General features: G+C 70.1%; 23 protein-coding genes. 4 read left to right on the top strand and 19 right to left on the bottom strand.

From position 1 onward, the window contains the following. Positions 1-3 precede the first annotated feature (3 nt). From rpsC to rpsL, 12 genes are all read right to left on the bottom strand, one after another. Complete coding sequence (gene rpsC, locus ABD223_RS11855) at positions 4-846, bottom strand: 30S ribosomal protein S3 (protein WP_344036139.1); 843 nt, start codon at positions 844-846, stop codon at positions 4-6. Beyond that, positions 846-1,244, bottom strand: coding sequence for a 50S ribosomal protein L22 (gene rplV, locus ABD223_RS11860; protein WP_344036140.1), 399 nt, complete (start codon positions 1,242-1,244; stop codon positions 846-848). The genes rpsC and rplV overlap by 1 nt, the downstream gene beginning before the upstream one ends. 36 nt (positions 1,245-1,280) lie before the next feature. After that, positions 1,281-1,562, bottom strand: a complete 282-nt coding sequence (rpsS, locus tag ABD223_RS11865) for a 30S ribosomal protein S19 (protein WP_015105260.1) — start codon at positions 1,560-1,562, stop codon at positions 1,281-1,283. An 18-nt stretch (positions 1,563-1,580) separates the two neighbouring features. Continuing rightward, positions 1,581-2,417: a 50S ribosomal protein L2 gene (rplB, locus tag ABD223_RS11870; RefSeq protein WP_344036141.1), complete on the bottom strand. Its 837-nt coding sequence runs from the start codon at positions 2,415-2,417 to the stop codon at positions 1,581-1,583. A gap of 22 nt (positions 2,418-2,439) precedes the next feature. After that, on the bottom strand, positions 2,440-2,739 hold the full coding sequence (gene rplW / locus ABD223_RS11875) for a 50S ribosomal protein L23 (RefSeq protein WP_073885918.1): 300 nt from the start codon (positions 2,737-2,739) through the stop codon (positions 2,440-2,442). Beyond that, positions 2,736-3,428 carry a 50S ribosomal protein L4 gene (gene rplD / locus ABD223_RS11880; RefSeq protein WP_344036142.1) on the bottom strand — a complete coding sequence of 231 codons (693 nt, stop codon included), beginning with the start codon at positions 3,426-3,428 and terminating at the stop codon, positions 2,736-2,738. The genes rplW and rplD overlap by 4 nt, the downstream gene beginning before the upstream one ends. A gap of 2 nt (positions 3,429-3,430) precedes the next feature. Further along, on the bottom strand, positions 3,431-4,081 hold the full coding sequence (gene rplC / locus ABD223_RS11885) for a 50S ribosomal protein L3 (protein ID WP_344036143.1): 651 nt from the start codon (positions 4,079-4,081) through the stop codon (positions 3,431-3,433). A gap of 52 nt (positions 4,082-4,133) precedes the next feature. Continuing rightward, a complete protein-coding gene (rpsJ, locus tag ABD223_RS11890; protein WP_003938093.1) occupies positions 4,134-4,439 on the bottom strand; it encodes a 30S ribosomal protein S10 in 306 nt (101 codons plus the stop codon). 329 nt (positions 4,440-4,768) lie between these two features. Continuing rightward, a complete protein-coding gene (tuf, locus tag ABD223_RS11895; protein WP_123745270.1) occupies positions 4,769-5,962 on the bottom strand; it encodes an elongation factor Tu in 1,194 nt (397 codons plus the stop codon). Positions 5,963-6,106: 144 nt separating this feature from the next. Next, positions 6,107-8,209 (bottom strand): elongation factor G, encoded by a 2,103-nt coding sequence (fusA, locus tag ABD223_RS11900; protein WP_344036145.1) that lies wholly within the window; start codon positions 8,207-8,209, stop codon positions 6,107-6,109. A 98-nt stretch (positions 8,210-8,307) separates the two neighbouring features. Continuing rightward, positions 8,308-8,778 (bottom strand): 30S ribosomal protein S7, encoded by a 471-nt coding sequence (gene rpsG / locus ABD223_RS11905; protein WP_344036147.1) that lies wholly within the window; start codon positions 8,776-8,778, stop codon positions 8,308-8,310. Continuing rightward, positions 8,778-9,152 carry a 30S ribosomal protein S12 gene (gene rpsL / locus ABD223_RS11910; protein ID WP_030473471.1) on the bottom strand — a complete coding sequence of 125 codons (375 nt, stop codon included), beginning with the start codon at positions 9,150-9,152 and terminating at the stop codon, positions 8,778-8,780. The genes rpsG and rpsL overlap by 1 nt, the downstream gene beginning before the upstream one ends. Positions 9,153-9,590: 438 nt before the next feature. Here rpsL and ABD223_RS11915 point away from each other — a divergent pair, with 438 nt between their 5' ends. The 3 genes from ABD223_RS11915 to ABD223_RS11925 all read left to right on the top strand — a co-directional run bounded on the left by ABD223_RS11915 (position 9,591) and on the right by ABD223_RS11925 (position 11,445). Beyond that, complete coding sequence (locus tag ABD223_RS11915) at positions 9,591-10,484, top strand: phosphotransferase (RefSeq protein ID WP_344036148.1); 894 nt, start codon at positions 9,591-9,593, stop codon at positions 10,482-10,484. A gap of 38 nt (positions 10,485-10,522) precedes the next feature. Continuing rightward, positions 10,523-10,813: a TFIIB-type zinc ribbon-containing protein gene (locus tag ABD223_RS11920; protein ID WP_344036149.1), complete on the top strand. Its 291-nt coding sequence runs from the start codon at positions 10,523-10,525 to the stop codon at positions 10,811-10,813. 98 nt (positions 10,814-10,911) lie between these two features. After that, positions 10,912-11,445 (top strand): hypothetical protein, encoded by a 534-nt coding sequence (locus tag ABD223_RS11925; RefSeq protein ID WP_344036150.1) that lies wholly within the window; start codon positions 10,912-10,914, stop codon positions 11,443-11,445. Here the strand turns inward: ABD223_RS11925 and ABD223_RS11930 are convergent. Beyond that, positions 11,442-12,368, bottom strand: a complete 927-nt coding sequence (locus ABD223_RS11930; protein ID WP_344036151.1) for an NmrA/HSCARG family protein — start codon at positions 12,366-12,368, stop codon at positions 11,442-11,444. The two genes, ABD223_RS11925 and ABD223_RS11930, sit on opposite strands and share 4 nt — an antisense overlap. Before the next feature lie 100 nt (positions 12,369-12,468). On the opposite strand from ABD223_RS11930, the gene ABD223_RS11935 reads away from it, so the two are divergent. After that, entirely contained in the window at positions 12,469-13,035 is a 567-nt protein-coding gene (locus ABD223_RS11935) for a TetR/AcrR family transcriptional regulator (RefSeq protein ID WP_344036152.1), read from the top strand. Between the two features lie 91 nt (positions 13,036-13,126). Here ABD223_RS11935 and ABD223_RS11940 read toward each other — a convergent pair whose 3' ends face one another. The 6 genes from ABD223_RS11940 to ABD223_RS11965 all read right to left on the bottom strand — a co-directional run bounded on the left by ABD223_RS11940 (position 13,127) and on the right by ABD223_RS11965 (position 25,257). Beyond that, complete coding sequence (locus tag ABD223_RS11940; protein ID WP_344036153.1) at positions 13,127-17,023, bottom strand: DNA-directed RNA polymerase subunit beta'; 3,897 nt, start codon at positions 17,021-17,023, stop codon at positions 13,127-13,129. 114 nt (positions 17,024-17,137) lie between these two features. Beyond that, positions 17,138-20,620, bottom strand: coding sequence for a DNA-directed RNA polymerase subunit beta (rpoB, locus tag ABD223_RS11945; RefSeq protein ID WP_344036154.1), 3,483 nt, complete (start codon positions 20,618-20,620; stop codon positions 17,138-17,140). A 561-nt stretch (positions 20,621-21,181) separates the two neighbouring features. Further along, entirely contained in the window at positions 21,182-22,318 is a 1,137-nt protein-coding gene (locus ABD223_RS11950) for a hypothetical protein (protein ID WP_344036156.1), read from the bottom strand. A gap of 10 nt (positions 22,319-22,328) precedes the next feature. Beyond that, positions 22,329-22,841 carry a nuclear transport factor 2 family protein gene (locus ABD223_RS11955; RefSeq protein ID WP_344036157.1) on the bottom strand — a complete coding sequence of 171 codons (513 nt, stop codon included), beginning with the start codon at positions 22,839-22,841 and terminating at the stop codon, positions 22,329-22,331. Between the two features lie 11 nt (positions 22,842-22,852). Continuing rightward, positions 22,853-24,082 carry an MCE family protein gene (locus ABD223_RS11960; protein ID WP_344036158.1) on the bottom strand — a complete coding sequence of 410 codons (1,230 nt, stop codon included), beginning with the start codon at positions 24,080-24,082 and terminating at the stop codon, positions 22,853-22,855. Then, entirely contained in the window at positions 24,079-25,257 is a 1,179-nt protein-coding gene (locus ABD223_RS11965; RefSeq protein WP_344036159.1) for an MCE family protein, read from the bottom strand. The genes ABD223_RS11960 and ABD223_RS11965 overlap by 4 nt, the downstream gene beginning before the upstream one ends. Between the last annotated feature and the right edge of the window lies 1 nt (position 25,258).

The raw sequence follows: 25,258 nt of genomic DNA on the forward strand, positions 1-25,258 counted from the left end.
TACTCAGCCCTCCGTCTTCGCGACGTCGGGGGCGTTGCTCGCGGCAACGTCACCGGTCGTCTGATCACTTGCCTGCGCTGCGCGCCCCGCCTCGGTGCTGGTCGCGGTGGTGCCGCTGGCACCGGAGCGACGGGCCCGGTTCGGGCGCTCACCGCGGTCGCGGCGCGGCGCGCGCTCGGCCGACGGTGCGGCGTCGCGCTCGCGCTTGGCGGAGATGCCGCCGACCACGTCACCCTTGTAGATCCACACCTTCACGCCGATGCGGCCGAACGTGGTGCGGGCCTCGAAGAAGCCGTAGTCGATGTCCGCGCGCAGCGTGTGCAGCGGCACGCGACCGTCGCGGTAGTGCTCCGAGCGGGACATCTCGGCGCCGCCGAGACGGCCACCGCACTGCACGCGGATGCCCTTGACCTGCGGCGAGCGCATGGCCGACTGGATGGCCTTGCGCATCGCGCGGCGGAACGCCACGCGGTTGGACAGCTGCTCCGCCACGCCCTGCGCGACGAGCTGCGCGTCCGACTCCGGGCTCTTCACCTCGAGGATGTTGAGCTGCACCTGCTTCTTGGTGAGCTTCTCCAGCTCACCGCGGATGCGGTCGGCCTCGGCGCCGCGGCGGCCGATGACGATGCCCGGCCGGGCGGTGTGGATGTCGACGCGGACCCGGTCACGGGTGCGCTCGATCTCCACCTTGGAAATGCCGGCACGCTCCATGCCCTTCGAGAGCAGCTTCCGGATCTTGACATCCTCGGCCACGTACTCGGCGTACTGCTTGTCGGCGTACCAGCGGGACTTCCAGTCGGTGGTGATCCCCAGCCGGAAGCCGTGCGGGTTGATCTTCTGGCCCACTACCGGTTCCCCTTCGCGCTGGTCTTCTTGGGACGGCTCTCCACCTCGACGGTGATGTGGCTCGTCCGCTTGCGGATCCGGTAGGCGCGGCCCTGGGCGCGCGGGCGGAACCGCTTGAGGGTCGGACCCTCGTCCACGTAGACCTTCGACACCCACAGGGTGTCGGGGTCGAGGGACAGGTTGTTCTCGGCGTTGGCCACGGCGCTCGCGAGCACCTTGCGGACCGGCTCAGATGCCGCCTGCGGCGCGAACTGGAGCACGGCCAGGGCCTCGCTGGCGCTACGACCCCTGATGAGCTCGACGACGCGACGCACCTTCATCGGCGTGTCGCGGACGTAGCGAGCCCGAGCCACGGCGCGCGGGAGCTCCGGCGCTTCGGCTTCGTTGCGGGCGTTCATCGCTGCTTCCCCTTGCTCTTCCTCTAGTTCGTCGCCTTAGCGGCGGCGCGACTTCCGGTCGTCCTTGATGTGACCCTTGAACGTGCGGGTCGGGGCGAACTCGCCGAGCTTGTGCCCGACCATCGCCTCCGTGACGAACACCGGCACGTGCTTGCGGCCGTCGTGCACCGCGATCGTGTGGCCCAGCATGTCGGGGATGATCGTCGACCGGCGGGACCAGGTCTTGATGACGGTCTTCTTGCCCGACTCGTTGAGGACGTCCACCTTCTTGAGCAGGTGGTCGTCCACGAAGGGGCCCTTCTTAAGGCTGCGAGGCATCCTTCACTCCCTCCCTGCTCAGCGCTTCTTACCGGTGCGACGACGCCGGACGATGAGCTTGTCGCTTGGCTTGTTGCGGCGGCGCGTGCGGCCCTCGGGCTTGCCGGCCGGGTTCACCGGGTGGCGACCACCGGAGGTCTTGCCCTCACCACCACCGTGCGGGTGGTCGACCGGGTTCATGGCGACACCGCGGACGGTGGGCTTCTTGCCCTTCCACCGCATGCGGCCGGCCTTGCCCCAGTTGATGTTCTGGTGCTCGGCGTTGCCGACCTCGCCGACCGTGGCGCGGCACCGGACGTCCACGTTGCGGATCTCGCCCGAGGGCATCCGCAGCTGGGCGTAGGGGCCGTCCTTGGCGACGAGCTGCACGCTGGCGCCCGCCGAGCGGGCGATCTTCGCGCCGCCGCCGGGGCGGAGCTCGATCGCGTGGATCACCGTGCCGACCGGGATGTTGCGCAGCGGCAGGTTGTTCCCCGGCTTGATGTCGGCCTTGGGGCCGTTCTCGATCCGGTCGCCCTGCTGGAGCTTGGACGGCGCGATGATGTACCGCTTCTCGCCGTCGGCGTAGTGCAGCAGCGCGATGCGCGCGGTGCGGTTGGGGTCGTACTCGATGTGCGCGACCTTGGCCGGCACGCCGTCCTTGTCGGTGCGGCGGAAGTCGATCAGGCGGTAGGCCCGCTTGTGACCGCCGCCCTTGTGGCGAGTGGTGATCTTGCCCGACGCGTTGCGGCCACCACGGCCGTGCAGCGGGCGGACCAGCGACTTCTCCGGCGTCGACCGAGTGATCTCGGCGAAGTCGGAGACGCTCGCACCGCGACGACCCGGAGTCGTCGGCTTGTACTTGCGAATGCCCATCTCTACGCAGTCCTCGTCGTCATCAGGCGGCCGGGCCGCCGAAGATCTCGATCGGCTTGCTCTCGGCGGACAGCGTCACGATGGCGCGCTTGGTGTCCTTGCGCTTGCCGTAGCCCGTCCGGGTGCGCTTGCGCTTGCCCTGGCGGTTGATCGTGTTGACGCTGACGACCTTGACGCCGAAGACCTTCTCCACGGCGATCTTGATCTGGGTCTTGTTCGAGCCGGGAGCCACCACGAAGGTGTACTTGTTCTCCTCCAGGAGCCCGTAGGACTTCTCGGAGATGACCGGCGCGAGCAGGATGTCCCTGTGGTCGGGGATCACTTCGCGGCCTCCTCGTCCACGTCGGACGCGGTGGCGGTCGCCTCGGCGGAGCCCTTGCCCTGCTGGGCCTTGCTCGCCAGGAAGACGTCGAGCGCGTCCTTGGTGAACACCACGTCGTCGTTGACCAGCACGTCGTAGGTGTTCAGCTGGTCGGGGGCGATGATGTGCACGTGCGGCAGGTTCCGCAGGCTCACCCACGAGACCTCGTCGGTGCGCAGCAGCACCGCCAGCACGCGGCGGGCCTCGGTGACCGTCCCCAGCACCTTGCGGGCCGACTTGGTCGACGGGGTGTCGCCGGTGACGAAACCGCTCACCACGTGCACCTGGCCGGCGCGCGCCCGGTCGGAGAGGGCGCCGCGCAGGGCGGCGGCCTTCATCTTCTTGGGGGTGCGCTGGCTGTAGTCGCGCGGCTGCGGGCCGTGGACGACGCCACCGCCGGCGAACTGCGGCGCGCGGGTCGAGCCCTGGCGGGCGCGACCGGTGCCCTTCTGCCGGTACGGCTTCTTGCCACCGCCGGACACCTCGCCGCGGGTCTTCGTGGAGTGCGTGCCCTGGCGGGCCGCGGCCAGCTGGGCCACGACGACCTGGTGCAGCAGCGCCACGTTGGCCTGCGCGTCGAAGACGGCCGCGGGCAGCTCGACGGAGCCGTCGGCCTTGCCGTCCGGGGTGCGGACCTCAACGGACGTCATGATCAGGCACCACCCTTCGCAGCGGTCTTGATGAACACGGTGCCGCCCTTGGGACCGGGAACCGCGCCCTTGATGAGCAGCAGGCCGGACTCGGCGTCAACCCTGTGCACCTTGAGGTTCTGGGTCGTCACGCGCACGTGGCCCATGCGACCCGCCATGCGCAGGCCCTTGAACACGCGGCCGGGCGTGGCGCAGCCGCCGATCGAGCCGGGCGAGCGGTGCTTGCGCTGGGTGCCGTGGCTCGCGCCGAGGCCGGCGAAGCCGTGGCGCTTCATGACACCCGCGGTGCCCTTGCCCTTGCTGGTGCCGACCACGTCGACCACCGCGCCGGCCTCGAACACCTCTGCGGTGATCTCCTGGCCGACCGTGTACTCGGACGCGTCCGTGGTGCGCAGCTCCGCCAGGTGGCGGCGCGGCGTCACGCCGGCCTTCGCGTAGTGCCCCGCGACGGGCTTGTTCACCTTGCGCGGGTCGATGGCGCCGAAGGCCAACTGCACGGCCGAGTAGCCGTCGTTCTCCTGGGTCCGAACCTGGGTGACCACGTTCGGCTCGGCCTTGACGACGGTCACCGGGACGACCCGGTTGTTCTCGTCGAAGACCTGAGTCATGCCGAGCTTGGTGCCCAGGAGGCCCTTAACCTGCCTGTCAGACATGAGTCTCTTTGCTCTCCGCCCCAAAAGGGATCAACACTGCCGCGTCCAACGCTTACTGGATGTTGACGTCGACGCTCGCCGGCAGGTCGATGCGCATGAGCGCGTCCACCGTCTTCGGCGTCGGGTCGAGGATGTCGATCAGACGCTTGTGCGTGCGCATCTCGAAGTGCTCGCGCGAGTCCTTGTACTTGTGCGGCGAGCGGATGACGCAGTAAACGTTCTTCTCGGTGGGCAGCGGCACAGGCCCGACGACCCGAGCGCCGGTGCGCGTCACGGTCTCGACGATCTTGCGCGCGGACGCGTCGATCGCCTCGTGGTCGTAGGCCTTGAGCCGGATGCGGATCTTCTGTCCCGCCATGATGGCTTGCCGTTCCTCTGCTTCTAGTACCGCCGCGGTGCGGGCACCTTTCGCGAGGTCACGGGACCTCCGGCGCGCTCCGCCCCCTATTCAGGACTGACACCGAGCGGTGTCACGGTGCCCGGTCCACGCGGTCGGGCGTGTCGCCCGCCCGGCCATGGCCCGGTCCCACTGATGCAACCCGTGGGATTTTTTCTTGCCCGATCAAACCCCGCTCGTGACGGGGCGGCCGAGTCCAGAACTCGAACCGGCCGCCCCGACGAGCAACCCGTCAATAGTTGCACACAGACGTGCGCGAACCAAATCCGGGGGTGAGATGTGGAGCTAGATCACTTGATGATCTTGGTGACCGAGCCCGCGCCGACGGTCCGGCCACCCTCGCGGATGGCGAACCGCAGACCCTCGTCCATGGCGATCGGCTGGATCAGCTTCACGGCCATCGACGTGGTGTCGCCCGGCATGACCATCTCGGTGCCCTCGGGGAGGGTCACGACGCCGGTCACATCGGTGGTGCGGAAGTAGAACTGCGGGCGGTAGTTGTTGAAGAACGGCGTGTGGCGACCGCCCTCGTCCTTCGACAGGATGTAGACCTGCGCGTCGAACTCGGTGTGCGGGGTGGTGGTGCCCGGCTTCACGATCACCATGCCGCGCTCCACCTCCTCGCGCTTGATGCCGCGGAGCAGCAGGGCGGCGTTGTCGCCCGCGCGGCCCTCGTCGAGGAACTTCTTGAACATCTCGATCGAGGTGACCGTCGTCTTCTTCGAGGTCTCCTTGATGCCGACGATCTCGACCTCTTCGTTGACCTTGATGATGCCGCGCTCGATGCGGCCGGTCACCACGGTGCCACGACCGGTGATGGTGAACACGTCCTCGACCGGCATCAGGAACGGCCGGTCGACCTCGCGCTCGGGCTCCGGGATGTTCTCGTCCACGGCGTCCATCAGGCCGATGAGCTTCTCGCCCCACTCGGCGTCGCCCTCCAGCGCCTTCAGCGCGGAGACGCGGACCACCGGCAGGTCGTCACCCGGGAACTCGTACTCGGAGAGCAGCTCGCGGACCTCGAGCTCGACGAGCTCCAGGATCTCCTCGTCGTCCACCATGTCGGCCTTGTTCAGGGCCACCACGATGTAGGGCACACCGACCTGGCGGGCCAGGAGCACGTGCTCCTTGGTCTGCGGCATCGGGCCGTCGGTCGCCGCGACCACCAGGATGGCGCCGTCCATCTGCGCCGCACCGGTGATCATGTTCTTGATGTAGTCGGCGTGACCGGGGCAGTCGACGTGCGCGTAGTGGCGCTTGTCGGTCTGGTACTCGATGTGCGCGATCGAGATGGTGATGCCGCGCTGCTTCTCCTCCGGCGCCTTGTCGATCTGGTCGAACGGCGTGAAGGGGTTGAGGTCCGGGTACTTGTCGTGCAGGACCTTGGAGATCGCCGCGGTCAGCGTCGTCTTGCCGTGGTCGATGTGACCGATGGTGCCGATGTTGACGTGCGGCTTCGTCCGCTCGAACTTCGCCTTCGCCACTGGATTGTCCTCCTGGACTTCTGGTGCTGTACCCGGCGGGCCGGAGTTGTCCCGACCCGCCGGGCGTCACGTCAAGGGTTGTGCGGACCCCAGGGACTTTTCACCCCGGAGAGCCCGCGTGGTGCTGCGGTGCTCCGGTTGGGGTTACTCGCCCGTCGCCTTCGCGATGATCTCCTTCGAGACGTTCGCGGGAACCTCTGCGTAGGAGTCGAACGTCATCGAGTAGTTCGCGCGACCCTGGGTCTTGGACCGCAGGTCGCCGACGTACCCGAACATCTCCGACAGCGGGACCAGCGCCTTGACGACGCGGGTGCCGCTGCGCTCCTCCATGGCCTGGATCTGGCCGCGGCGGGAGTTCAAGTCGCCGATCACGTCGCCCATGTAGTCCTCGGGCGTGGTGACCTCGACGGCCATCAGCGGCTCCAGCAGGACGGGGCTGGCCTGGCGAGCGGCCTCCTTGAGCGCCATGGAGCCGGCGATCTTGAAGGCCATTTCCGAGGAGTCGACCTCGTGGTAGGCGCCGTCGAGCAGGGTCAGCTTGACGCCCACCAGCGGGTAGCCCGCGAGCACGCCGTACTGCATCGCGTCCTGCGCGCCGGCGTCCACCGACGGGATGTACTCCCGGGGGATGCGGCCACCGGTGACGGAGTTGACGAACTCGTAGAGCGCGCCGTCCTCCTGCTTCTCCAGCGGCTCCAGGTCGATGAGGACCTTCGCGAACTGGCCGGAGCCACCGGTCTGCTTCTTGTGGGTGTAGGAGTACTTCTCCACCTTGCGGCGGATGGTCTCCCGGTACGCCACCTGCGGCTTGCCGATGTTGGCCTCGACCTTGAACTCGCGGCGCATGCGGTCCACCAGGATGTCCAGGTGGAGCTCGCCCATGCCGGCGATGATGGTCTGGCCGGTCTCCTGGTCCAGGTTGACCCGGAAGGTCGGGTCCTCCTCGGCCAGCTTCTGGATCGCGGTGCCCAGCTTCTCCTGGTCGGCCTTCGTCTTGGGCTCGATCGCCACCTGGATGACCGGCTCGGGGAAGGTCATGGACTCCAGCACGATGGGCGACTGCGGGTCGCTGAGCGTCTCACCGGTGGTGGTGTCCTTCAGGCCGATCACGGCGTAGATGTGGCCCGCGATGGCCTCGTCGACCGGGTTCTCCTTGTTGGCGTGCATCTGGAAGATCTTCCCGATGCGCTCCTTGCGGTCCTTGGTCGAGTTGATGACCTGGGTGCCGGAGGAGACCCGACCCGAGTAGACCCGGATGTAGGTGAGCTTGCCGAAGAACGGGTGCACGGCGATCTTGAACGCCAGCGCGGAGAACGGCTCGGTGCTCTCGGACTTGCGGAACGCCGGCGTCTCACCGTCCTGGAGCGTGCCCTCGACCGGCGGCAGGTCCATCGGCGACGGCAGGAAGTCGATGACCGCGTCGAGCATGGGCTGGACGCCCTTGTTCTTGAACGCGGAGCCGCACAGCACCGGGTACGCGGAACCGTCGGTGACGATCTTGCGGATGCCCGACTTGATCTGCTCGACGGTCAGTTCCTCGCCACCGAGGTACTGCTCCATCAGCGCGTCGTCGGTCTCCGCGACGGCCTCGATGAGCTGCTCGCGGTACTCGTTGGCCCGGTCGACGAGGTCGGCCGGGATCTCCTCGACCGTGTAGTCCTCGCCCTTCTGGACCTCGCCGCGCCAGGTCAGCGCCCGCATCTCGACCAGGTCGACGACGCCGATGAAGTCGCTCTCGGCGCCGATCGGGATCTGGATCGGCAGGGGCTTGGCGCCCAGGCGCTCGGAGATGGTGCGGATGGTGAAGTAGAAGTCCGCGCCGAGCTTGTCCATCTTGTTGACGAAGCAGATGCGCGGGACGTCGTACTTGGTCGCCTGGCGCCAGACCTGCTCGGACTGGGGCTCGACGCCCTCCTTGCCGTCGAACACGGCAACGGCGCCGTCGAGGACGCGGAGGTTGCGCTCCACCTCGACGGTGAAGTCCACGTGGCCCGGCGTGTCGATCAGGTTGATCTGGTGGTTCTTCCAGAAGCAGGTCGTCGCGGCGGACGTGATGGTGATGCCGCGCTCCTGCTCCTGCTCCATCCAGTCCATCACCGCGGCGCCGTCGTGGACCTCGCCGATCTTGTAGCTGATCCCCGTGTAGAAGAGGATCCGCTCGGTCGTCGTGGTCTTGCCCGCGTCGATGTGGGCCATGATCCCGATGTTGCGGACCTTGGCCAGGTCGGTGAGCACATCCTGTGCCACGGGTGTTTCCCCTGTCTTGAGCTAGCTGGTCAGCAGGCTCACTAGGGCCGGGAGGCGCCAGGCGGGGGGCACTCGGGGTTCCCCCGCCTGGCGGCACGTCACCAGCGGTAGTGGGCGAAGGCCTTGTTCGACTCGGCCATCTTGTGGGTGTCCTCGCGGCGCTTGACGCTCGCGCCCAGGCCGTTGCTCGCGTCGAGCAGCTCGTTCATCAGGCGCTCGATCATGGTCTTCTCGCGGCGCTGCCGGGAGAAGGTGATCAGCCAGCGCAGCGCGAGGGTGGTCGAGCGGCCCGGCTTGACCTCGATGGGCACCTGGTAGGTGGCGCCACCGACGCGGCGGGACTTCACCTCCAGCGAGGGCTTGACGTTGTCGAGGGCGCGCTTCAGCGTCACGACCGGGTCGGTGCCGGTCTTGTCGCGGGCGCCTTCGAGGGCGCCGTACACGATCCGCTCGGCCACGGAGCGCTTGCCGTCGACCAGCACCTTGTTGATGAGCTGGGTCACCAGCGGAGAGCTGTAGACCGGGTCGGAGATCAGCGGCCGCTTCGGGGCCGGTCCCTTGCGGGGCATCAGCTCTTCTCCTTCTTCGCGCCGTACCGGCTGCGAGCCTGCTTGCGGTTCTTCACGCCCTGCGTGTCGAGGGAACCACGGATGATCTTGTAGCGGACGCCCGGGAGGTCCTTCACACGACCACCGCGGACGAGCACCATCGAGTGCTCCTGGAGGTTGTGACCCTCACCCGGGATGTAGGCCGTGACCTCGATGCCGCTCGTCAGCTTCACGCGGGCGACCTTGCGCAGCGCCGAGTTCGGCTTCTTGGGCGTGGTGGTGTAGACGCGGGTGCACACACCGCGCCGCTGCGGGCTGCCCTTGAGCGCCGCGGTCTTCTGCTTGGCGACCTTGTCCTGCCGGCCCTTGCGGACCAGCTGCTGGATCGTTGGCATACGCCGGCTGCTTCTTCCGTTCGCGTGCTCGTCGCATGGGCGGCGAGCTCTGTTTACCTGGTCCCTCTCTGCACCCGAGGTCGGGCGTGTCGCGCCCCTGCCGGTGAAGCCGGGCGGATCAAGCACCACACCTCAGGTCCGCAGGCAACATCCCAGGATGCCCCTGCGCGTGGAGGTCACCGCGGCCGGCTTTCCAGCACCACTGGCGCGTAGGCACGCGGAGCGGCCCGACATGGGTCGGGCACGAGTACCAAAGATACCCCGGCCGGTTCCCAGGGGTCAAAACGGATACCGCTCACCCTTGACACCCGCGTCCCGTTCAACGCCGCACCCGTCCCGCTCATTCCCGATCAGGTGGTGACGTGCCGCGCTCCCCGCAGGTCAGCACCGGTGGGGTGATCGCCAGTCCCGACCCGGTGAACGGGGCACACTGAACGGGTGAACTCCGATCTGGTCGCGGGCATGGCCGCGCTCGTGGGACCCGACGCCGCCCTCGCGAGGCCCGCCGCCGCGCCCGAGGTGCTCGCGGTGCGCGGCGACGTCGTGGTGGTCCGGGTCGGCGACGTGGTGCTCAAGGCCCACGAGGGCGGCACGGACCCCGTCGAGCTGGCCGGGCGGCTGCGGTTGGCCGCCGACCCCCGCCTGGGCGGCCTCCTGCTGCCGCCGCTGCTGGGGCCGGAGGTGGTGGCGGGGCGCGTGGTGACGGCGTGGCCGCTGGGCGACCCGGTGCCGCAGGCCGAGCCGGAGGAGCTGCCGATGGAGGCCGCCGGGCGGATGCTGGCCGAGCTGCACCGGTTCGCGGCGACCGACTTCGCGCCGCCCGTGCCGGCGGCGGGCGCGTGGCCCCGGATGCGGCGCGCGGTGCGGGACCTGACCCTCGACACCGGGGCGGCCGACCTGGTGCGGCGGGCGGCGGCGACGCTGCCCGACGTCCCCGCGGCCGGCACGGCGCTGATCCACGGCGACTGGCACCTGGGCCAGCTCGTGCGGCGGGACGGCGCGCTCCGGCTGATCGACCTGGACGACCTCGGCGTCGGCGACCCGGCGTGGGACCTGGCCCGGCCCGCCGCGCTGCACCTGGCGGGCGTGCTCGACGCCGCGGCGTGGGGCCGGTTGCTCGGGGCCTACCACCGGGCGGGCGGCACGGGCGTGCCGCGGGACGACCCGTGGTCGGCGCTGGAGGTGCCGGCGCGGGCGCTGGTGGTGCAGATGGCCGCGCGGGCACTGTGCGCGGCGGAGCGTGACGGCACGGAGTTGAACGGTGCTCAGGATGCGCTGTTGGAGGCTTGCGCTCGCATCGTGTCCACGCGCGCACCGATGCGGCGCGGCTAATATCGGGCACATCGCTCGGAGAGCAGGAGGCTCACACGATGCAGTGCCCCAAGTGTCACGGGAATATGCGCACGTTCGACCGCATGGGCGTGCACATCGAGCAGTGCGACGGCTGCCGCGGGGTCTTCCTCGACTACGGCGAGCTGGAGGCCATCACCCGGCTGGAGCAGCAGGTGGCCCCGCCGCCCCCGCCGCCGCCCGCCGCGCACGCGCCGCAGCAGGTGCACTACGTGCAGCAGCCGCCCCCGCCTGCCTGGGGCTACGGCGGTGGCGGCCACTACGGTCACCGCAAGCACCGCGGCCTGGGCGGGCTCTTCTTCTCGTCCTGATCGCGCCCGGTGGTGGTCCCGCGCCCGGGACCACCACCACCGCGGTTACCACTGCCGACAACGGGTCGACGATCGGCAGTGCCCAGAGGAGGTCCACCATGTCCGTCGCCACTGAAGCCGCTCGGATACGGGACCTGTTCCAGCAGGTCGAGGAGATCGAAGAGGTCGCGTCCAGCCTGTCGGAGGACGACGAGCGCCGCCGCAAGCTGCACGGCGTGGTGGCCAAGGCCCTGCGCGGCGCGCCGCCGGTGCGGCCCGTGGTCGCCGGCGAGCTGCTGGCGCTGACCGAGAAGACCGTGAAGGCGTGGGCGCGCGAGGGCGTGCTCGCGATCCACAGCCAGGAGCCGCGGATGCTCCTGGACGCCGCCCGGCTGCACGAGGTGCTGCACGTCGTGCTGGAGCTGCGCCGGGCCGGCCGGACGCGCGGCCTGCTGGACGAGGTGCACCGCAAGCTGAGCGGCACGGCGCCGCCGGAGCGCGCCGGCCTGGCCCCGGATGAGCCGCGTCGAAGGGCGCGCGATGTGCTGATCGCGGTCGCCGGGACCCCGGTGGCGGGCGTTCCGGCCGTCGGTCCGCGCGGCGCCGACCGGCTGGTCGCCGAGTCCCGCGCCCTCGCCGAGTCCCGCCCCTAGGACCGCACCGCCGCGAGGTGCTCCCGGGCCCACGCGTCGAAGCCCGTGAGGGGGATGCCGAGGTCCCGCGCGTATTGCGGGCGGCCGGGCATGTCCACGCCGTTCATCCACTCGTGCGAGACGCCCATGGCCGGCATCCCGGCGGCGAGGGCCTCCTCCTCGGTCAGGTCCGGCGCGGACAGGGGCGTGCCCAGGGCGCGGGAGAGGACCTCGGCGATCTCCGCCATCGACAGGCGGTCGCTCGCCAGCTCCAGCTCCACCCCGTGGAACCGCTCCGGCGCGGCGACGGCCGCGGCGGCCGCCCGACCGATGTCGTCCACCGCGGCCAGGGCCAGCCGGGTGTCGGGCCTGAGCACGCTGACGAGGCCCCCTTCGACGCCGCGCGGGAACAGGAACGCCGCTTCGGGCAGGAAGTTCTCCATGAAGAAGCCCGGCTTGAGGATCGTCCAGCGGGGGAAGCCGGCCGCCCGGACCCGGTCCTGGATCGCGCTCTTGGCGCCCAGGGTGGCCTCCATCGACGCCCACCGGCCCTCGGCCCAGCCGGGCGCCTCGGTGTGCTGACCCGCGCCGCAGACGGACGTGTGCACGAACTGCGGCACCCCGGCGGCCCTCGCGCCCTCGACGAGGTTGACCCCCTGCGCCACCTCGCCCTCGAAGTCGAACCCGGCCTCGGTCAAGGGGGGCATCTGGACGGAGAAGACGGCGCGAACGCCCTCGGCGGCCCGGACCACGGAGTCGCGGTCGCGCAGGTCGCCGGTGACCAGTTCGGCGCCGAGCGCCTCGACGGCCCTGGCCCGGTCACCGTCCGGTTCGCGCACCAGGGCTCGGACGGGAACACCCGCCGCGAGCAGGGCGCGGGCGGTCGCGCCGCCCTGCTTGCCGGTGGCGCCGGTGACCAGGACGGGCGCGTGAGCTGCGGACATGACTCTCCTCAGGGCTCGGAAGATAAATGGCGGGGTCCGCCGTTTACCTTCCGGTACGATACGGCGGGGTCCGCCACTTAGCAAGCTCGGAGATCACGCCATGCCCGACCGCCAACGCGCCGACGCCCGGCGCAACTACGCGCGCATCCTCGCCGTGGCCGAGCAGGAGGTCGCGGCCCACGGCGCGAACGCCTCCCTGGAGCAGATCGCCCGCACCGCCGGGGTCGGCTCGGCGACCGTGCGCCGGCACTTCCCCACCCGCCGCGCGCTGCTGGAGGCGGTCTCGGCGGAGCGGATCGAGGCGCTGGGCGCCCGTGCCCGCGAACTGGCCGGCGGGGAGGACAGCCGGGCGGCGCTCCTGGGGTGGCTGGGCGAGCTCGTCGCCTACTGCGTCACCGCCCGGGGCCTGGCGGCCGCCCTGTCCTACGACGGCGCGGAACCCGACCCGGTGCACGAGAACAGCTGCTCGGCGGCGATGGAGGAGGCCGCCGGCCCCCTGCTGCACCGCGCCGCGCGCGACGGCGCGGTGGCGGCGGACGTCACCGTCTCGGACCTGGTCACCCTGGCCGTCGGCATCGTCCTGGCGACCGAGCACCACCCCGACCCGGCCGCCCGCGCGGACCGGCTGTTCCGGCTGGCCGTGGCGGGGCTGAGCCCGAGGGACTGAGGCCGGCGGGGTTGAAGTTCGGCGGGCCGGGGAATGGCGAAGGCCCCCGGAGCGGGAGGCTCCGGGGGCCTTTCACCTGCTGATCAGAACTTCAGCGGTAGTCGCGGCCGAAGTCGTAGTCGTCCAGCGGCACCGCGGCGCCGGTGCCCGTGCCGAAGACGTCCGGCGTGTAGTAGCCGTCGTCGTAGCTCGGGATCGCGTACGCCGCCGCACGCGCCTCCTCGGTCGGCTGCACCTGGATGTTCCGGTACCGGTTGATGCCGGTGCCGGCCGGGATCAGCTTGCCGATGATCACGTTCTCCTTCAGGCCGATCAGCTTGTCCGACCGGCCGTTGATGGCGGCGTCGGTCAGGACTCGCGTGGTCTCCTGGAAGGAGGCCGCGGACAGCCACGAGTCGGTCGCGAGCGACGCCTTCGTGATGCCCATCAGCACCGGACGGCCGGCCGCGGGCTCGCCGCCCTCGGCCACCACGGCCCGGTTGCCCGACTCGAACTCCGCGCGCTCGACCAGCGAGCCCGGCAGGAACTCGGTCGCACCCGAGTCGATGATCGTCACCCGGCGCAGCATCTGCCGGACGATGACCTCGATGTGCTTGTCGTGGATCGCCACGCCCTGGGCCCGGTAGACCTTCTGGACCTCCTGCACCAGGTGCAGCTGGGCCTCGCGCGGACCCATCACGCGCAGCACCTCGTGCGGGTCGGGCGTGCCCTCCAGCAGCTGCTGGCCGACCGCCACGTGGTCGCCGTCCTGGAGCGGGCCGGTGGCCGTGTTCGCGAGCCGCTGCCGCTTGGACAGCTTCTCGAAGATGATCTCCTCCGACCCGTCGTCCGGGATGAGGGTGATCTTCCAGAACCGGTCGCCGTCCTCGATCCGCACGCGGCCGTCGACGTCCGCGATCGGCGCCTTGCCCTTCGGCACGCGAGCCTCGAACAGCTCCTGCACGCGGGGCAGACCCGTCGTGATGTCGTCGCCGGCCACACCACCCTGGTGGAAGGTGCGCATGGTCAGCTGCGTGCCGGGCTCACCGATCGACTGGGCGGCGACGATGCCGACGGCCTCGCCGACGTCGACCAGCTGGCCGGTCGCCATCGAGCGGCCGTAGCAGGACGCGCACACGCCGACCGCGGACTCGCAGGTCAGCACCGAGCGGACCTTGACCCTGGTCACGCCCGCCTCGACGAGCGTCGCCAGCGCCGGGTCGCCCAGGTCGGCGCCGCGGTTGAGGACGAGGTTGCCGTCCTTGTCCGTGATGTCCTCGGCGATGGTCCGGGCGTAGACCGAGGTCTGCGCGAACTCGGCCAGCACGACCTTGTCGCCCTGCCGCTCGCCCACGGTCATGTTCACGCCGCGCGTGGTGCCGCAGTCGACCTCGCGGATGATGACGTCCTGCGAGACGTCCACCAGACGACGGGTCAGGTAACCCGAGTCGGCGGTCCGCAGCGCGGTGTCGGCCAGGCCCTTGCGGGCGCCGTGCGTGGCGATGAAGTACTCCAGCACCGACAGGCCCTCGCGGAACGAGCTCTTGATCGGCCGCGGGATGTACTCGCCCTTCGGGTTGGTCACCAGACCGCGCATGCCGGCCAGCGACCGCACCTGGGTCATGTTGCCCGCCGCCCCGGACGCCACGATCATGCGGATCGAGTTGTCCTCGGGGAAGTTGGCCTCCATGACCTCGGCGACCTCTTCGGTGGCCTTGGTCCACACCTTGACCAGCTCGTTGTTGCGCTCCGTGTGGGAGAGCTGACCGCGCTGGTAGCGCTTCTCGACCGCGTCCGCGAGCTTCTCGTACTCGTCGAGGATGCCCTGCTTGGCCTCCGGCACGAGCACGTCGGAGATCGCGACGGTCACGCCCGACCGGGTGGCCCAGTAGAAGCCGGCGTCCTTCAGCTTGTCCAGCGTCCGGGCGACGGTGACCATCGGGTACCGCTCGGCGAGGTCGTTGATGACCATGGCCTGCCGCTTCTTCGGCATGACCTCGTTCAGGAACGGGTAGTCCTGCGGCAGCACCTCGTTGAACAGCACCCGGCCCAGGGTGGTCTCGGCCAGCCACGGCTGACCGGGCTCCCAGCCCTCCGGCTCCTGGCCCTTCGGCGGGTTCTTGTCCGTGATGCGGATCTTGCACATGGACTGGAGGCCCAGGGCCTTGCGGTCGAACGCCATCTGCGCCTCGGCGGGCGACGAGAACGCGTGGCCCTCGCCGAGGTCGTCCTCCTTGTGCCGGGTCAGGTGGTACAGACCCGTCACCATGTCCAGTCGCGGCATGGCCAGCGGCTTGCCGGACGCGGGCGAGAGGATGTTGTTCGACGACAGCATCAGCACGCGCGCCTCGGCCTGCGCCTCGGCGGACAGCGGCAGGTGGACCGCCATCTGGTCACCGTCGAAGTCCGCGTTGAACGCCTCGCAGACCAGCGGGTGCAGCTGGATGGCCTTGCCCTCGACCAGCTGCGGCTCGAAGGCCTGGATGCCGAGGCGGTGCAGCGTGGGCGCGCGGTTGAGCAGCACCGGGTGCTCGGTGATGACCTCTTCGAGCACGTCCCACACGGCCGGGCGGGCGCGCTCGACCATGCGCTTGGCGGACTTGATGTTCTGCGCGTGGTTGAGGTCCACCAGCCGCTTCATCACGAACGGCTTGAACAGCTCCAGCGCCATCTGCTTGGGCAGGCCGCACTGGTGCAGCTTCAGCTGCGGGCCGACCACGATGACCGAACGGCCGGAGTAGTCGACGCGCTTGCCGAGCAGGTTCTGGCGGAACCGGCCCTGCTTGCCCTTGAGCAGGTCGGACAGCGACTTCAGCGGCCGGTTGCCCGGACCCGTCACCGGCCGGCCCCGGCGGCCGTTGTCGAACAGCGCGTCGACGGCCTCCTGGAGCATCCGCTTCTCGTTGTTGACGATGATCTCGGGCGCGCCGAGGTCGATCAGCCTCTTGAGGCGGTTGTTGCGGTTGATGACGCGGCGGTACAGGTCGTTCAGGTCGGAGGTCGCGAAGCGGCCACCGTCGAGCTGCACCATCGGGCGCAGGTCCGGCGGGATGACCGGCACGCAGTCCAGCACCATGCCCTGCGGGTTGTTGCGGGTCGCCTGGAAGGCGGCCACGACCTTCAGCCGCTTGAGGGCGCGCAGCTTCTTCTGGCCCTTGCCGCTGCGGATGGTCTCGCGCAGCACGTCGGCCTCGGCGTCCACGTCGTAGTCACCCAGGAGCTTCTGGATGGCCTCGGCGCCCATGGCGCCGGTGAAGTAGTCGCCGTAGCGGTCGTACAGCTCGCGGTAGAGCAGCTCGTCCGCGATGAGCTGGGCCTTGTCCAGCTTGGTGAAGGTGGACCAGATCTCGTCGAGGCGGTCCAGCTCGCGCTGGGCGCGGTCGCGGAGCTGCCGCATCTCGCGCTCGCCGCCCTCCTTGACCTTGCGGCGGACGTCGGACTTGGCGCCCTCCGCCTCCAGCTCGGCCAGGTCGGCTTCCAGCTTCTGCGCGCGCGCCTCGACGTCGGCGTCGCGCTTGTTCTCCACGCGCTTGCGCTCGACCTGCATCTCGTTCTCGAGGGTCGGCAGGTCGTTGTGGCGCAGCTCGGCGTTCACGCCCACGATGACGTAGGCGGCGAAGTAGATGATCTTCTCAAGGTCCTTGGGGGCCAGGTCGAGCAGGTAGCCCAACCGGCTCGGGACGCCCTTGAAGTACCAGATGTGCGTGACCGGCGCGGCCAGTTCGATGTGGCCCATGCGCTCGCGGCGCACCTTGGCGCGGGTCACCTCGACGCCGCAGCGCTCGCAGATGATGCCCTTGAAGCGCACCCGCTTGTACTTGCCGCAGTAGCACTCCCAGTCCCGGGTGGGACCGAAGATCTTCTCGCAGAACAAGCCGTCCTTCTCCGGCTTGAGCGTGCGGTAGTTGATGGTCTCGGGCTTCTTGACCTCGCCGTAGGACCACTGGCGGATGTCGTCCGCGGTCGCGAGACCGATGCGGAGCTCATCGAAGAAGTTGACGTCGAGCACGTCTACTCTCTTCCCCTTTTTGGTTCGGTGCTGCTTGGGGTGCTGGTGGCTGGGCCGCCGAGGGCGCCGTCCCCCGCGTGGCGGGGTGGGCGCGCCCTCGGCGGCCGGCGAGGACTAGTTGACGACGTCGTCCACGGACGGCGACTCGGTCCTCGACAGGTTGATGCCGAGGTTCGCGGCCGCGCGCTCCAGGTCTTCGTCGTCGCCGTCGCGCATCTCGATCGCGGCGCCGTCCGAGGACAGCACCTCGACGTTGAGGCACAGCGACTGCAGCTCCTTGAGCAGCACCTTGAAGGACTCCGGGATACCCGGCTCCGGGATGTTCTCGCCCTTGACGATGGCCTCGTAGACCTTCACGCGGCCCAGCACGTCGTCGGACTTGATGGTCAGCAGCTCCTGGAGCGTGTACGCCGCCCCGTAGGCCTGCATCGCCCAGCACTCCATCTCACCGAAGCGCTGGCCGCCGAACTGGGCCTTACCGCCCAGCGGCTGCTGCGTGATCATCGAGTACGGGCCGGTCGAACGGGCGTGGATCTTGTCGTCGACCAGGTGCAGCAGCTTCAGGATGTACATGTAGCCGACCGACACCGGGAAGGGGTACGGCTCGCCGCTGCGCCCGTCGAGCAGCACGGCCTTGCCGTTCTCCTTGACCATCCGCTCGCCGTCGCGGTTCGGGACCGTCGAGCCCAGCAGGCCCGTGATCTCCTCCTCGCGGGCGCCGTCGAAGACCGGCGTGGCGGTCTTCGTGCCCGGCTCGACGTCGTACAGGTCCGCCGGCAGGTTCTTCGCCCAGTCCGGGTCGCCGTTGATGCTCCAGCCCTGCTTGGCGATCCACCCGAGGTGGGTCTCCAGCACCTGGCCGATGTTCATGCGGCGCGGCACGCCGTGCGTGTTCAGCACGATGTCGACCGGCGTCCCGTCCTCCAGGAACGGCATGTCCTCGACGGGGAGGATCTTGCCGATGACGCCCTTGTTGCCGTGGCGGCCGGCGAGCTTGTCGCCGTCCTGGATCTTGCGCTTCTGGGCGACGTAGACGCGGACCAGCTCGTTCACGCCGGGGGGCAGCTCGTCGTCGTCCTCGCGGCTGAACACGCGGATGCCGATGACCTTGCCGTACTCGCCGTGCGGCACCTTCAGCGACGTGTCGCGCACCTCGCGCGCCTTCTCGCCGAAGATCGCGCGGAGCAGGCGCTCCTCCGGGGTCAGCTCGGTCTCGCCCTTGGGCGTGACCTTGCCGACCAGGATGTCGCCGGGCTGGACCTCGGCGCCGATGCGGATGATGCCGCGCTCGTCGAGGTCGGCCAGGACCTCCTCGGAGACGTTCGGGATGTCCCGGGTGATCTCCTCGGCGCCCAGCTTGGTGTCCCGCGCGTCGATCTCGTGCTCCTCGATGTGGATCGAGGTCAGGACGTCGTCCTGCACGAGGCGCTGCGACAGGATGATCGCGTCCTCGTAGTTGTGGCCCTCCCACGGCATGATCGCGACGAGCAGGTTCTTGCCCAGCGCCATCTCGCCGTTCTCGGTGCACGGGCCGTCCGCCAGCACCTGGCCGTGCTGCACCCGGTCGCCCTCGTTCACGATGGGCTTCTGGTTGATGCAGGTGCCCTGGTTCGAGCGGCGGAACTTGTGCAGGCCGTAGGTCTGCCGCGAGCCGTCGTCGGCCATGACCGTGACGTAGTCGGCGGAGATCTCCTCGACCACACCGGTCTTCTTGGCCACCACGACGTCACCGGCGTCGATCGCGGCGCGCAGCTCCATGCCGGTGCCGACCAGCGGCGACTCGCTGCGCAGCAGCGGCACGGACTGGCGCTGCATGTTCGCGCCCATGAGGGCGCGGTTGGCGTCGTCGTGCTCCAGGAACGGGATCATGGCGGTCGCGGCCGACACCATCTGGCGCGGCGAGACGTCCATGTAGTCCACGTCGGCGGGGTCGATCATCTCGACCTCGCCGCCCTTCTTGCGGACCAGGACGCGGTCCTCCAGGAAGTTGCCCTCGTCGTCGATGCTGGCGTTCGCCTGCGCCTTGACGTACCGGTCCTCCTCGTCGGCCGTCAGGTAGTCGACCTGGTCGGTGACCCGACCGTCGACGACCTTGCGGTACGGCGTCTCGATGAAGCCGAACGGGTTGACCCGCCCGTAGGAGGACAGCGAGCCGATCAGGCCGATGTTCGGGCCTTCCGGCGTCTCGATCGGGCACATGCGGCCGTAGTGCGACGGGTGGACGTCGCGGACCTCCATGCCGGCCCGCTCACGGGACAGGCCACCGGGGCCCAGCGCCGACAGGCGGCGCTTGTGGGTCAGGCCCGCCAGCGGGTTCGTCTGGTCCATGAACTGCGACAGCTGGGAGGTGCCGAAGAACTCCTTGATCGCCGCCACCACCGGGCGGATGTTGATCAGGGTCTGCGGCGTGATGGCCTCGACGTCCTGGGTCGTCATGCGCTCGCGCACGACGCGCTCCATGCGGGACAGGCCGACCCGGATCTGGTTCTGGATCAGCTCGCCGACGGTGCGCAGGCGGCGGTTGCCGAAGTGGTCGATGTCGTCGACCTCGACCGGCACCTCGGTCTCGCCCGGCTGCATGTTCGTCTCGCCCGCGTGCAGGCGGACCAGGTACTCGATCGTCGTGACGATGTCGTCCTCGGTCAGCACGCCCTTGGAGATCGGGAGGTCCAGGCCCAGCTTCTTGTTGACCTTGTACCGGCCGACCTTGGCGAGGTCGTAGCGCTTGTCCTTGAAGAACAGGTTCTCCAACAGGGCCTGCGCGGACTCCTTCGTCGGCGGCTCGCCGGGGCGCAGCTTGCGGTAGATGTCGAGCAGCGCCTCGTCGGTACCCGCGGTGTGGTCCTTCTCCAGCGTGGTGAGCAGCGTCTCGGAGAACGAGAAGCGCTCGCGGATCTGCTCGGTGCTCCAGCCGAGGGCCTTCAGCAGCACGGTCACCGGCTGGCGGCGCTTGCGGTCGATGCGGACGCCGACGGTGTCGCGCTTGTCGACGTCGAACTCCAACCAGGCACCCCGGGACGGGATGATCTTGACGCTGAAGACGTCCTTGTCGGTCGTCTTGTCGATCGCCGTGTCGAAGTAGACACCCGGCGAGCGGACGAGCTGGGACACCACCACGCGCTCGGTGCCGTTGATGATGAACGTGCCCTTGTCCGTCATCATCGGGAAGTCACCCATGAACACCGTCTGGCTCTTGATCTCGCCGGTGGTGTGGTTGGTGAACTCCGCCGTGACGAACAGCGGGGCCGCGTACGTCATGTCCTTGTCCTTGCACTCCTCGACGGAGGCCTTGACCTCGTCGAAGCGCGGGTCGGAGAAGGAGAGCGACATCGAGCCGGAGAAGTCTTCGATCGGGGAGATCTCGTTCAGGACCTCCTCGAGGCCGCCCGTGGGGGCCTCGTCACCTTCGTCGACGCGGCGCTGGAACCACGCCTCGTCGCCGGTGAGCCATTCGAACGACTGGATCTGCAGGTCGAGCAGGTTGGGCGTCTGAAGCGGTTCGTGGATCTTCGCGAAAGAGACTCGCTTCGGCGCTCCGGGGATCCCCGACGTGGAGTTGGTCGCAGCAGTGGCCTTGGTCGCGCGAGAGATCGCCAAGATGCGTCCTTCCAGGGACAGGTAGCTGGCTAGTCAGCGGAACTAGCACGGCTGTCAAGGGTGCGGCGATGCCCGGCAATCCAGCTCTCGGCGAAGGGCAAACGGAAAGAGGGCAGCGCAAAGGGGCAGTCTAGCCGCGCGCACGCCAACTGTCGAGAGGCACGTGGAAGGACCTTTCTCGTGCTCACCGACAGAGTGACCCCGCTGACGCTCGCAGTCAAGATGCCACGCGGCGATCACCCCAGTGGCGCAAGCGGTGATAACGCGGCGTTATCGTCTTGACCTGCAAAAATACATGGACGTGAACCAGGGTGAACCTTTGGCGGGCAGTGCGGGGCCCTGACGAGGCAGTGGCGATTCCGTTCGGTCACTGAGCTAAAACTGTGACCGACATCACTATTGCAGTGGCCGGCAGGACGGTTGCGGGGTCCTGAGTGGACGACACGCGGTGCCCGAGCGGAGGACACGCCGTGCCCGAGTGGAGGACACGCGCGATCTCCGGGGTTCGGGCGGGGGGCGGCGGGGTAAGGAGGGTGCGGCGAGGGGCGCGGGAGGGGGAGGTCAGCACTTGGCGGTCTCGGCGGCCTGGTCGCCGCTCTGGCCGAACATCTCCATGTTGTCGACCTTCCACCGGCCGTCGAGCCGCTGGGCGCCGACCCGCATCATCGCGATGCCGCCGCCGCTCTGGTTGTCGGTGGTGCGGGTGGTGACCTGGTCCAGGAAGAGCAGGACCGTGGCGCGGTCGCCGTCGAGCGAGGTCACGCCGCTGGAGACGGCCTTCACCGTGACCACGAGCTTCTGCTCGGGCGCCAGCGTGCGGACCGGGCCGAAGATGGCGTTGTACTGGCACTGGGCCTTGCCGACCAGCAGCTCGTTGGCGGCTTCCTCGGTGCCGGCGACGTCGGCGAAGTTGTAGGAGAACGCCTTCTCGACGGCCTCGCGGGCCTGGCCGGCGACCTCCGTGGTGCCGGCGCTGTCGACCAGGGCCTGGTTGTAGCGCACCTCGCCCGCACGGTGCTGGAACCACGCCCCCAGCCCGACCAGCAGCGCGGCCACCACGAGCAGGGCCACGGGCAGGAACGGGTTCCGAAGGGCGGGGAGGGCGGGGAGGGCCGAGGGGCTCGGGTCCCCGGAGGCGGAGGGCGACGGGGTGGCGGGGGCCGACCGGGTGGACCGGGTGGCGGGGGGCGACGCGGTGCCGGCCGCCTCGTCCTCGTCGAGCACGCTCGGGGCGATCGACTCGCCGGCGCGCTTGTGCCGCCCCCGGGGGCGCGGGCCCGGAGCGGGGGTGGCAGTGGTCCCGGTGGTCCCGGTGGTGGCGTCGCGTGCGGTGAGGTCCTCGGCGGTGTCGCCACCGGCGGTCTCATCACCGGTCAGGTCGTCACGGGGCTCGATCAGGCCCAGCGCCTCGGACGACCGGGCAGGGGCGCCCTCCCCCGCCGGGTCGTCGACCACCTGGTCCTCGGCGGACCGGGGGTCGGCGGACCGGGGGTCGGAGGCCTGGGCGTCGGCGGGCTGACCCTCGGCGGGCTGGGCGTCGGCGACCCTGGGATCGGCGGCCTGGGCGTCGGCGGCCTGGGCGTCGGTCGGCTGGGTGTTGGCGGGTGTGGCGCCGGGGCGTTTGCGCAGGCCGGCGACCTTCGGGCGGGCGGTGGGCGGGGTCGGGACCGGGCGGCGGCGGGACGGGGGCACTGTCATCTCCTCGCGTTCACGCGCCGCCGGCCCCGACGGGCCCCAGCGCGCTGAGCTTCCAACCGGCGTCGGTGCGGGTGAGGTCGGTCTGGTAGCGGTTGACCTTCTTGACCGCCTGCCCGCCCTCCGGCGTCACGGTGGTCTCCACCACCGCGATCAGGTGCGCCTCGCCCGCCCGCGAGTCCAGCTCGGTCACGGCCGCGTCGAGCACCCGGCTCGTGGTCACCGTCCTGGCGTCCGCGATCTGCTGCTTCCGCCCCTCCCGGCCGTTCTCGATCTCCGACCTCAGCTCGCCGGTCGACGACTCCAGCCACCGGTCGAGGTCCTCGTCGACCTCCCGGTAGTCCAGCGTGGTGAAGTTGACGACGCCGACCTGCCCAACGCGCAGCACCTCGTCCCGCTCCCGGGAGAACGCCACCGACTCGTCGGACGACGCGCTCCACCACGACACCCCGGCCCACACCGCGTACCCGGCGGCCAGCACCGCCAGCACCGCCGCGACCGGCAGGAACCAACGCCGAAGTCCCATTCCGTCCCTCCTCAGCCCGGCAGACCGAGCAGCTGCCCCAGGCTGGTCAGCAGCGGCGCGGCGGTCGCCCGCTCCGCCACCGGCTCCCGGCCGGGCTGCGTGGTCCGGTCACCGGTCGGTGTGGTCGGGGTGCCACCGTAAGGCGCGTTCTGGGCGCCCCGCACGCCGGTGGCGCTCCCCGGTGCCAGCGCGCAGTAGGCCTGCGTGTTCAGCGGGGCCGCGCTGGTGTCGGTGCCCTGCCTGATCGCGGTGCCCTCGTAGCCGACGGTGCACGGCGGCGGGTCGAACACGTTCAGCGCGAGGCCGAAGTGCGCGCCCGTGCCGTCGCCCTTGGCGACCGAGAAGCCGCCGCCGACCGCGATCGGGTAGGTCACCGCGATCTGCTCCAGGCCGTCGAGCCTGGTCACCAGGATGTTGCCGGTGGTCAGCAGGTTGGCGAGCACCACGCCGAGGTTCGGCCCCGTCTCGCGCAGCAGCGCCGACACCTGCTCGGCGGCGCCGGGCGACACCGCGATCAGCCGCCTCAGGTCGCCGTCGGAGTTCTTCAGCTGCTCGGCCAGCGCCCGCAGGTCCGCCGAGAACGACCTGATCGCGCTGCCCTGCTGGGCCTGGGTGTTCAGCACGACCAGCCCGTCGTCGATCAGCGCCTTGGTCTGCGGCAGGTGCTCGGTGGCGGCCTGCGTGAACGCCCGCGTGTTGTCCAGCAGCACCTGGAGGTCGGGCCCGGTCCCGGCGAACGCCCGGTCCAGCTCGTCCACCACGGTCCGCAGCGAGTCGGTCGGCACGGAGTTCGCGAACGCGTCGAGGTTGCCGAGCAGGGCGTCCACGGGCGGCGGGGTGCTGGTCGCCGACCTGGGGATGACCGAACCGGCGGCCAGGTGCGGCCCGTCCTCGCCGCGCGGTCGCAGGTCGACGTACTGCTCGCCCACCGCGGACCGGTTGGCGACCACGGCCTCCAGGTCGGCCGGGATGGGCGGCGCGCCCGGGTCGATGTCCAGGTCGACGTCGAGCCCGTCGGAGGTCAGCCGCATCTGCGCGACCCGGCCGACGCCGACGCCCCGGTAGGTGACCTCGGCGTTGGTGAACACGCCGCCGGAGTCCTCCAGCTGCATGGTCACCACGTACCCGGTGGCGCCGAACACCCGGCCGAGGCCCGCGTAGCGGGCGCCGACGTAGCTGATGCCGACCAGCGCGATCACCACGAACGCGCCGATCTGGAGCTTGGTCCTGCGCGGGATCACCGGCCGACACCCCCCAGCAGGCCGCCGAGCAGGTCGCCGAGCCCCGACTGGCCCGGCGTCACCCCCGGCAGCGGCAGGTTCGGCAGCGGCAGCGGCACCGACGGCGCGGTGCCGGTGATGCCCGGCAGCACCGGCACGTCCGGCAGCACCGACTGCCGCGACCGGCCCAGGTTGTCGACGATGTTGCCCAGGTCCAGGTCGATGTCGGCGTACAGGTTGGTGTAGTCGCCCCGGACGCCCGCGATCGAGGAGTCCGGGAACGGGTAGGTCAGCAGCAGCTCGAACCCGTTGGGCAGGTTCGCGCCCGCCTCCGCCAGCTTCTGGAGGGTCGGCGTCAACGCCCTCAGGTCGGCGACGATGTCGTCCTTCGACCTGGTCACCGTGTCCACGGCCACGTCGGACAGCGCGTCCAGCGACTGGAGCAGCGTCACCAGCTGGGTGCGCTGCTCGCTGAGCACCTTCAAACCCGGCTCCAGCTCGTCGAGCACGCCCTCGATCCGGCCGCGCTGCTCGTTCAGCGCGCCGCCGAGCCGGTTGAGCCCGTCGAGCGCGCGGGTGATCTCGCCCTTGTGCGCGTCCAGGTCGCCGACCAGGGTGTCGAGCCTGCTCAGCAGCGACTTGATCTGCGGCTCGTTGCCCTCCAGGGCGGCGTTCAGCTCGCGGGAGATGTCCTGGAGCTGGGCGATGCCACCGCCGTTGAGCAGCATGGACAGCGCGCCGAAGACCTCTTCGACCTCGGGGTTGCGGTTGGTCCGCTCGACCGGGATGACGGCGCCGTCGGTCAGCTCGCCCTGCTCGGCGCCCCCGGTGCCGCTCCCCCCGGGTGAGCCGTCCAGCTCCACGTACTTCTCGCCGAGCAGCGCGGACTGGCGCAGCCGGGCGACCGCGTTGCCCGGCAGCCGCACGTCGCCGTTGACCAGCACGGTCACCTCGGCGGTCCAGCCGTCGGCGGCCAGGTCGATGCGGTCGACCCGGCCGACCGGCACGTCGTTGACCTTCACGCCCGCCTGCGGCACGAGGTCCAGCACGTCCTGGAACCGGACCTTCACCGAGTACGGCCGGTCGCCGAGGTCCGCGCCGCCGGGCAGCGGCACGTTGTAGATGCCGTCGAAGCCGCCCGAGCCGCAGCCGGTGAGCAGCAGCGCGCCCGTCACGAGAACGGCCAGTCTTCCCATC

The organism is Saccharothrix xinjiangensis (assembly GCF_039527585.1).
Classification (GTDB): Bacteria; Actinomycetota; Actinomycetes; order Mycobacteriales; family Pseudonocardiaceae; genus Actinosynnema; species Actinosynnema xinjiangensis.

Coding starts and splice junctions, on each gene's coding strand:
- rpsL (WP_030473471.1), bottom strand. CDS start 9,152: ATGCCAACGATCCAGCAGCTGGTCCGCAAGGGCCGGCAGGACAAGGTC.
- rplD (WP_344036142.1), bottom strand. CDS start 3,428: ATGACGTCCGTTGAGGTCCGCACCCCGGACGGCAAGGCCGACGGCTCC.
- rpsS (WP_015105260.1), bottom strand. CDS start 1,562: ATGCCTCGCAGCCTTAAGAAGGGCCCCTTCGTGGACGACCACCTGCTC.
- rplC (WP_344036143.1), bottom strand. CDS start 4,081: ATGTCTGACAGGCAGGTTAAGGGCCTCCTGGGCACCAAGCTCGGCATG.
- ABD223_RS11920 (WP_344036149.1), top strand. CDS start 10,523: ATGCAGTGCCCCAAGTGTCACGGGAATATGCGCACGTTCGACCGCATG.
- rpsG (WP_344036147.1), bottom strand. CDS start 8,778: ATGCCCCGCAAGGGACCGGCCCCGAAGCGGCCGCTGATCTCCGACCCG.
- ABD223_RS11955 (WP_344036157.1), bottom strand. CDS start 22,841: ATGGGACTTCGGCGTTGGTTCCTGCCGGTCGCGGCGGTGCTGGCGGTG.
- ABD223_RS11925 (WP_344036150.1), top strand. CDS start 10,912: ATGTCCGTCGCCACTGAAGCCGCTCGGATACGGGACCTGTTCCAGCAG.
- ABD223_RS11965 (WP_344036159.1), bottom strand. CDS start 25,257: ATGGGAAGACTGGCCGTTCTCGTGACGGGCGCGCTGCTGCTCACCGGC.
- ABD223_RS11935 (WP_344036152.1), top strand. CDS start 12,469: ATGCCCGACCGCCAACGCGCCGACGCCCGGCGCAACTACGCGCGCATC.
- rplV (WP_344036140.1), bottom strand. CDS start 1,244: ATGAACGCCCGCAACGAAGCCGAAGCGCCGGAGCTCCCGCGCGCCGTG.
- ABD223_RS11950 (WP_344036156.1), bottom strand. CDS start 22,318: ATGACAGTGCCCCCGTCCCGCCGCCGCCCGGTCCCGACCCCGCCCACC.
- ABD223_RS11930 (WP_344036151.1), bottom strand. CDS start 12,368: ATGTCCGCAGCTCACGCGCCCGTCCTGGTCACCGGCGCCACCGGCAAG.
- rpsJ (WP_003938093.1), bottom strand. CDS start 4,439: ATGGCGGGACAGAAGATCCGCATCCGGCTCAAGGCCTACGACCACGAG.
- rplB (WP_344036141.1), bottom strand. CDS start 2,417: ATGGGCATTCGCAAGTACAAGCCGACGACTCCGGGTCGTCGCGGTGCG.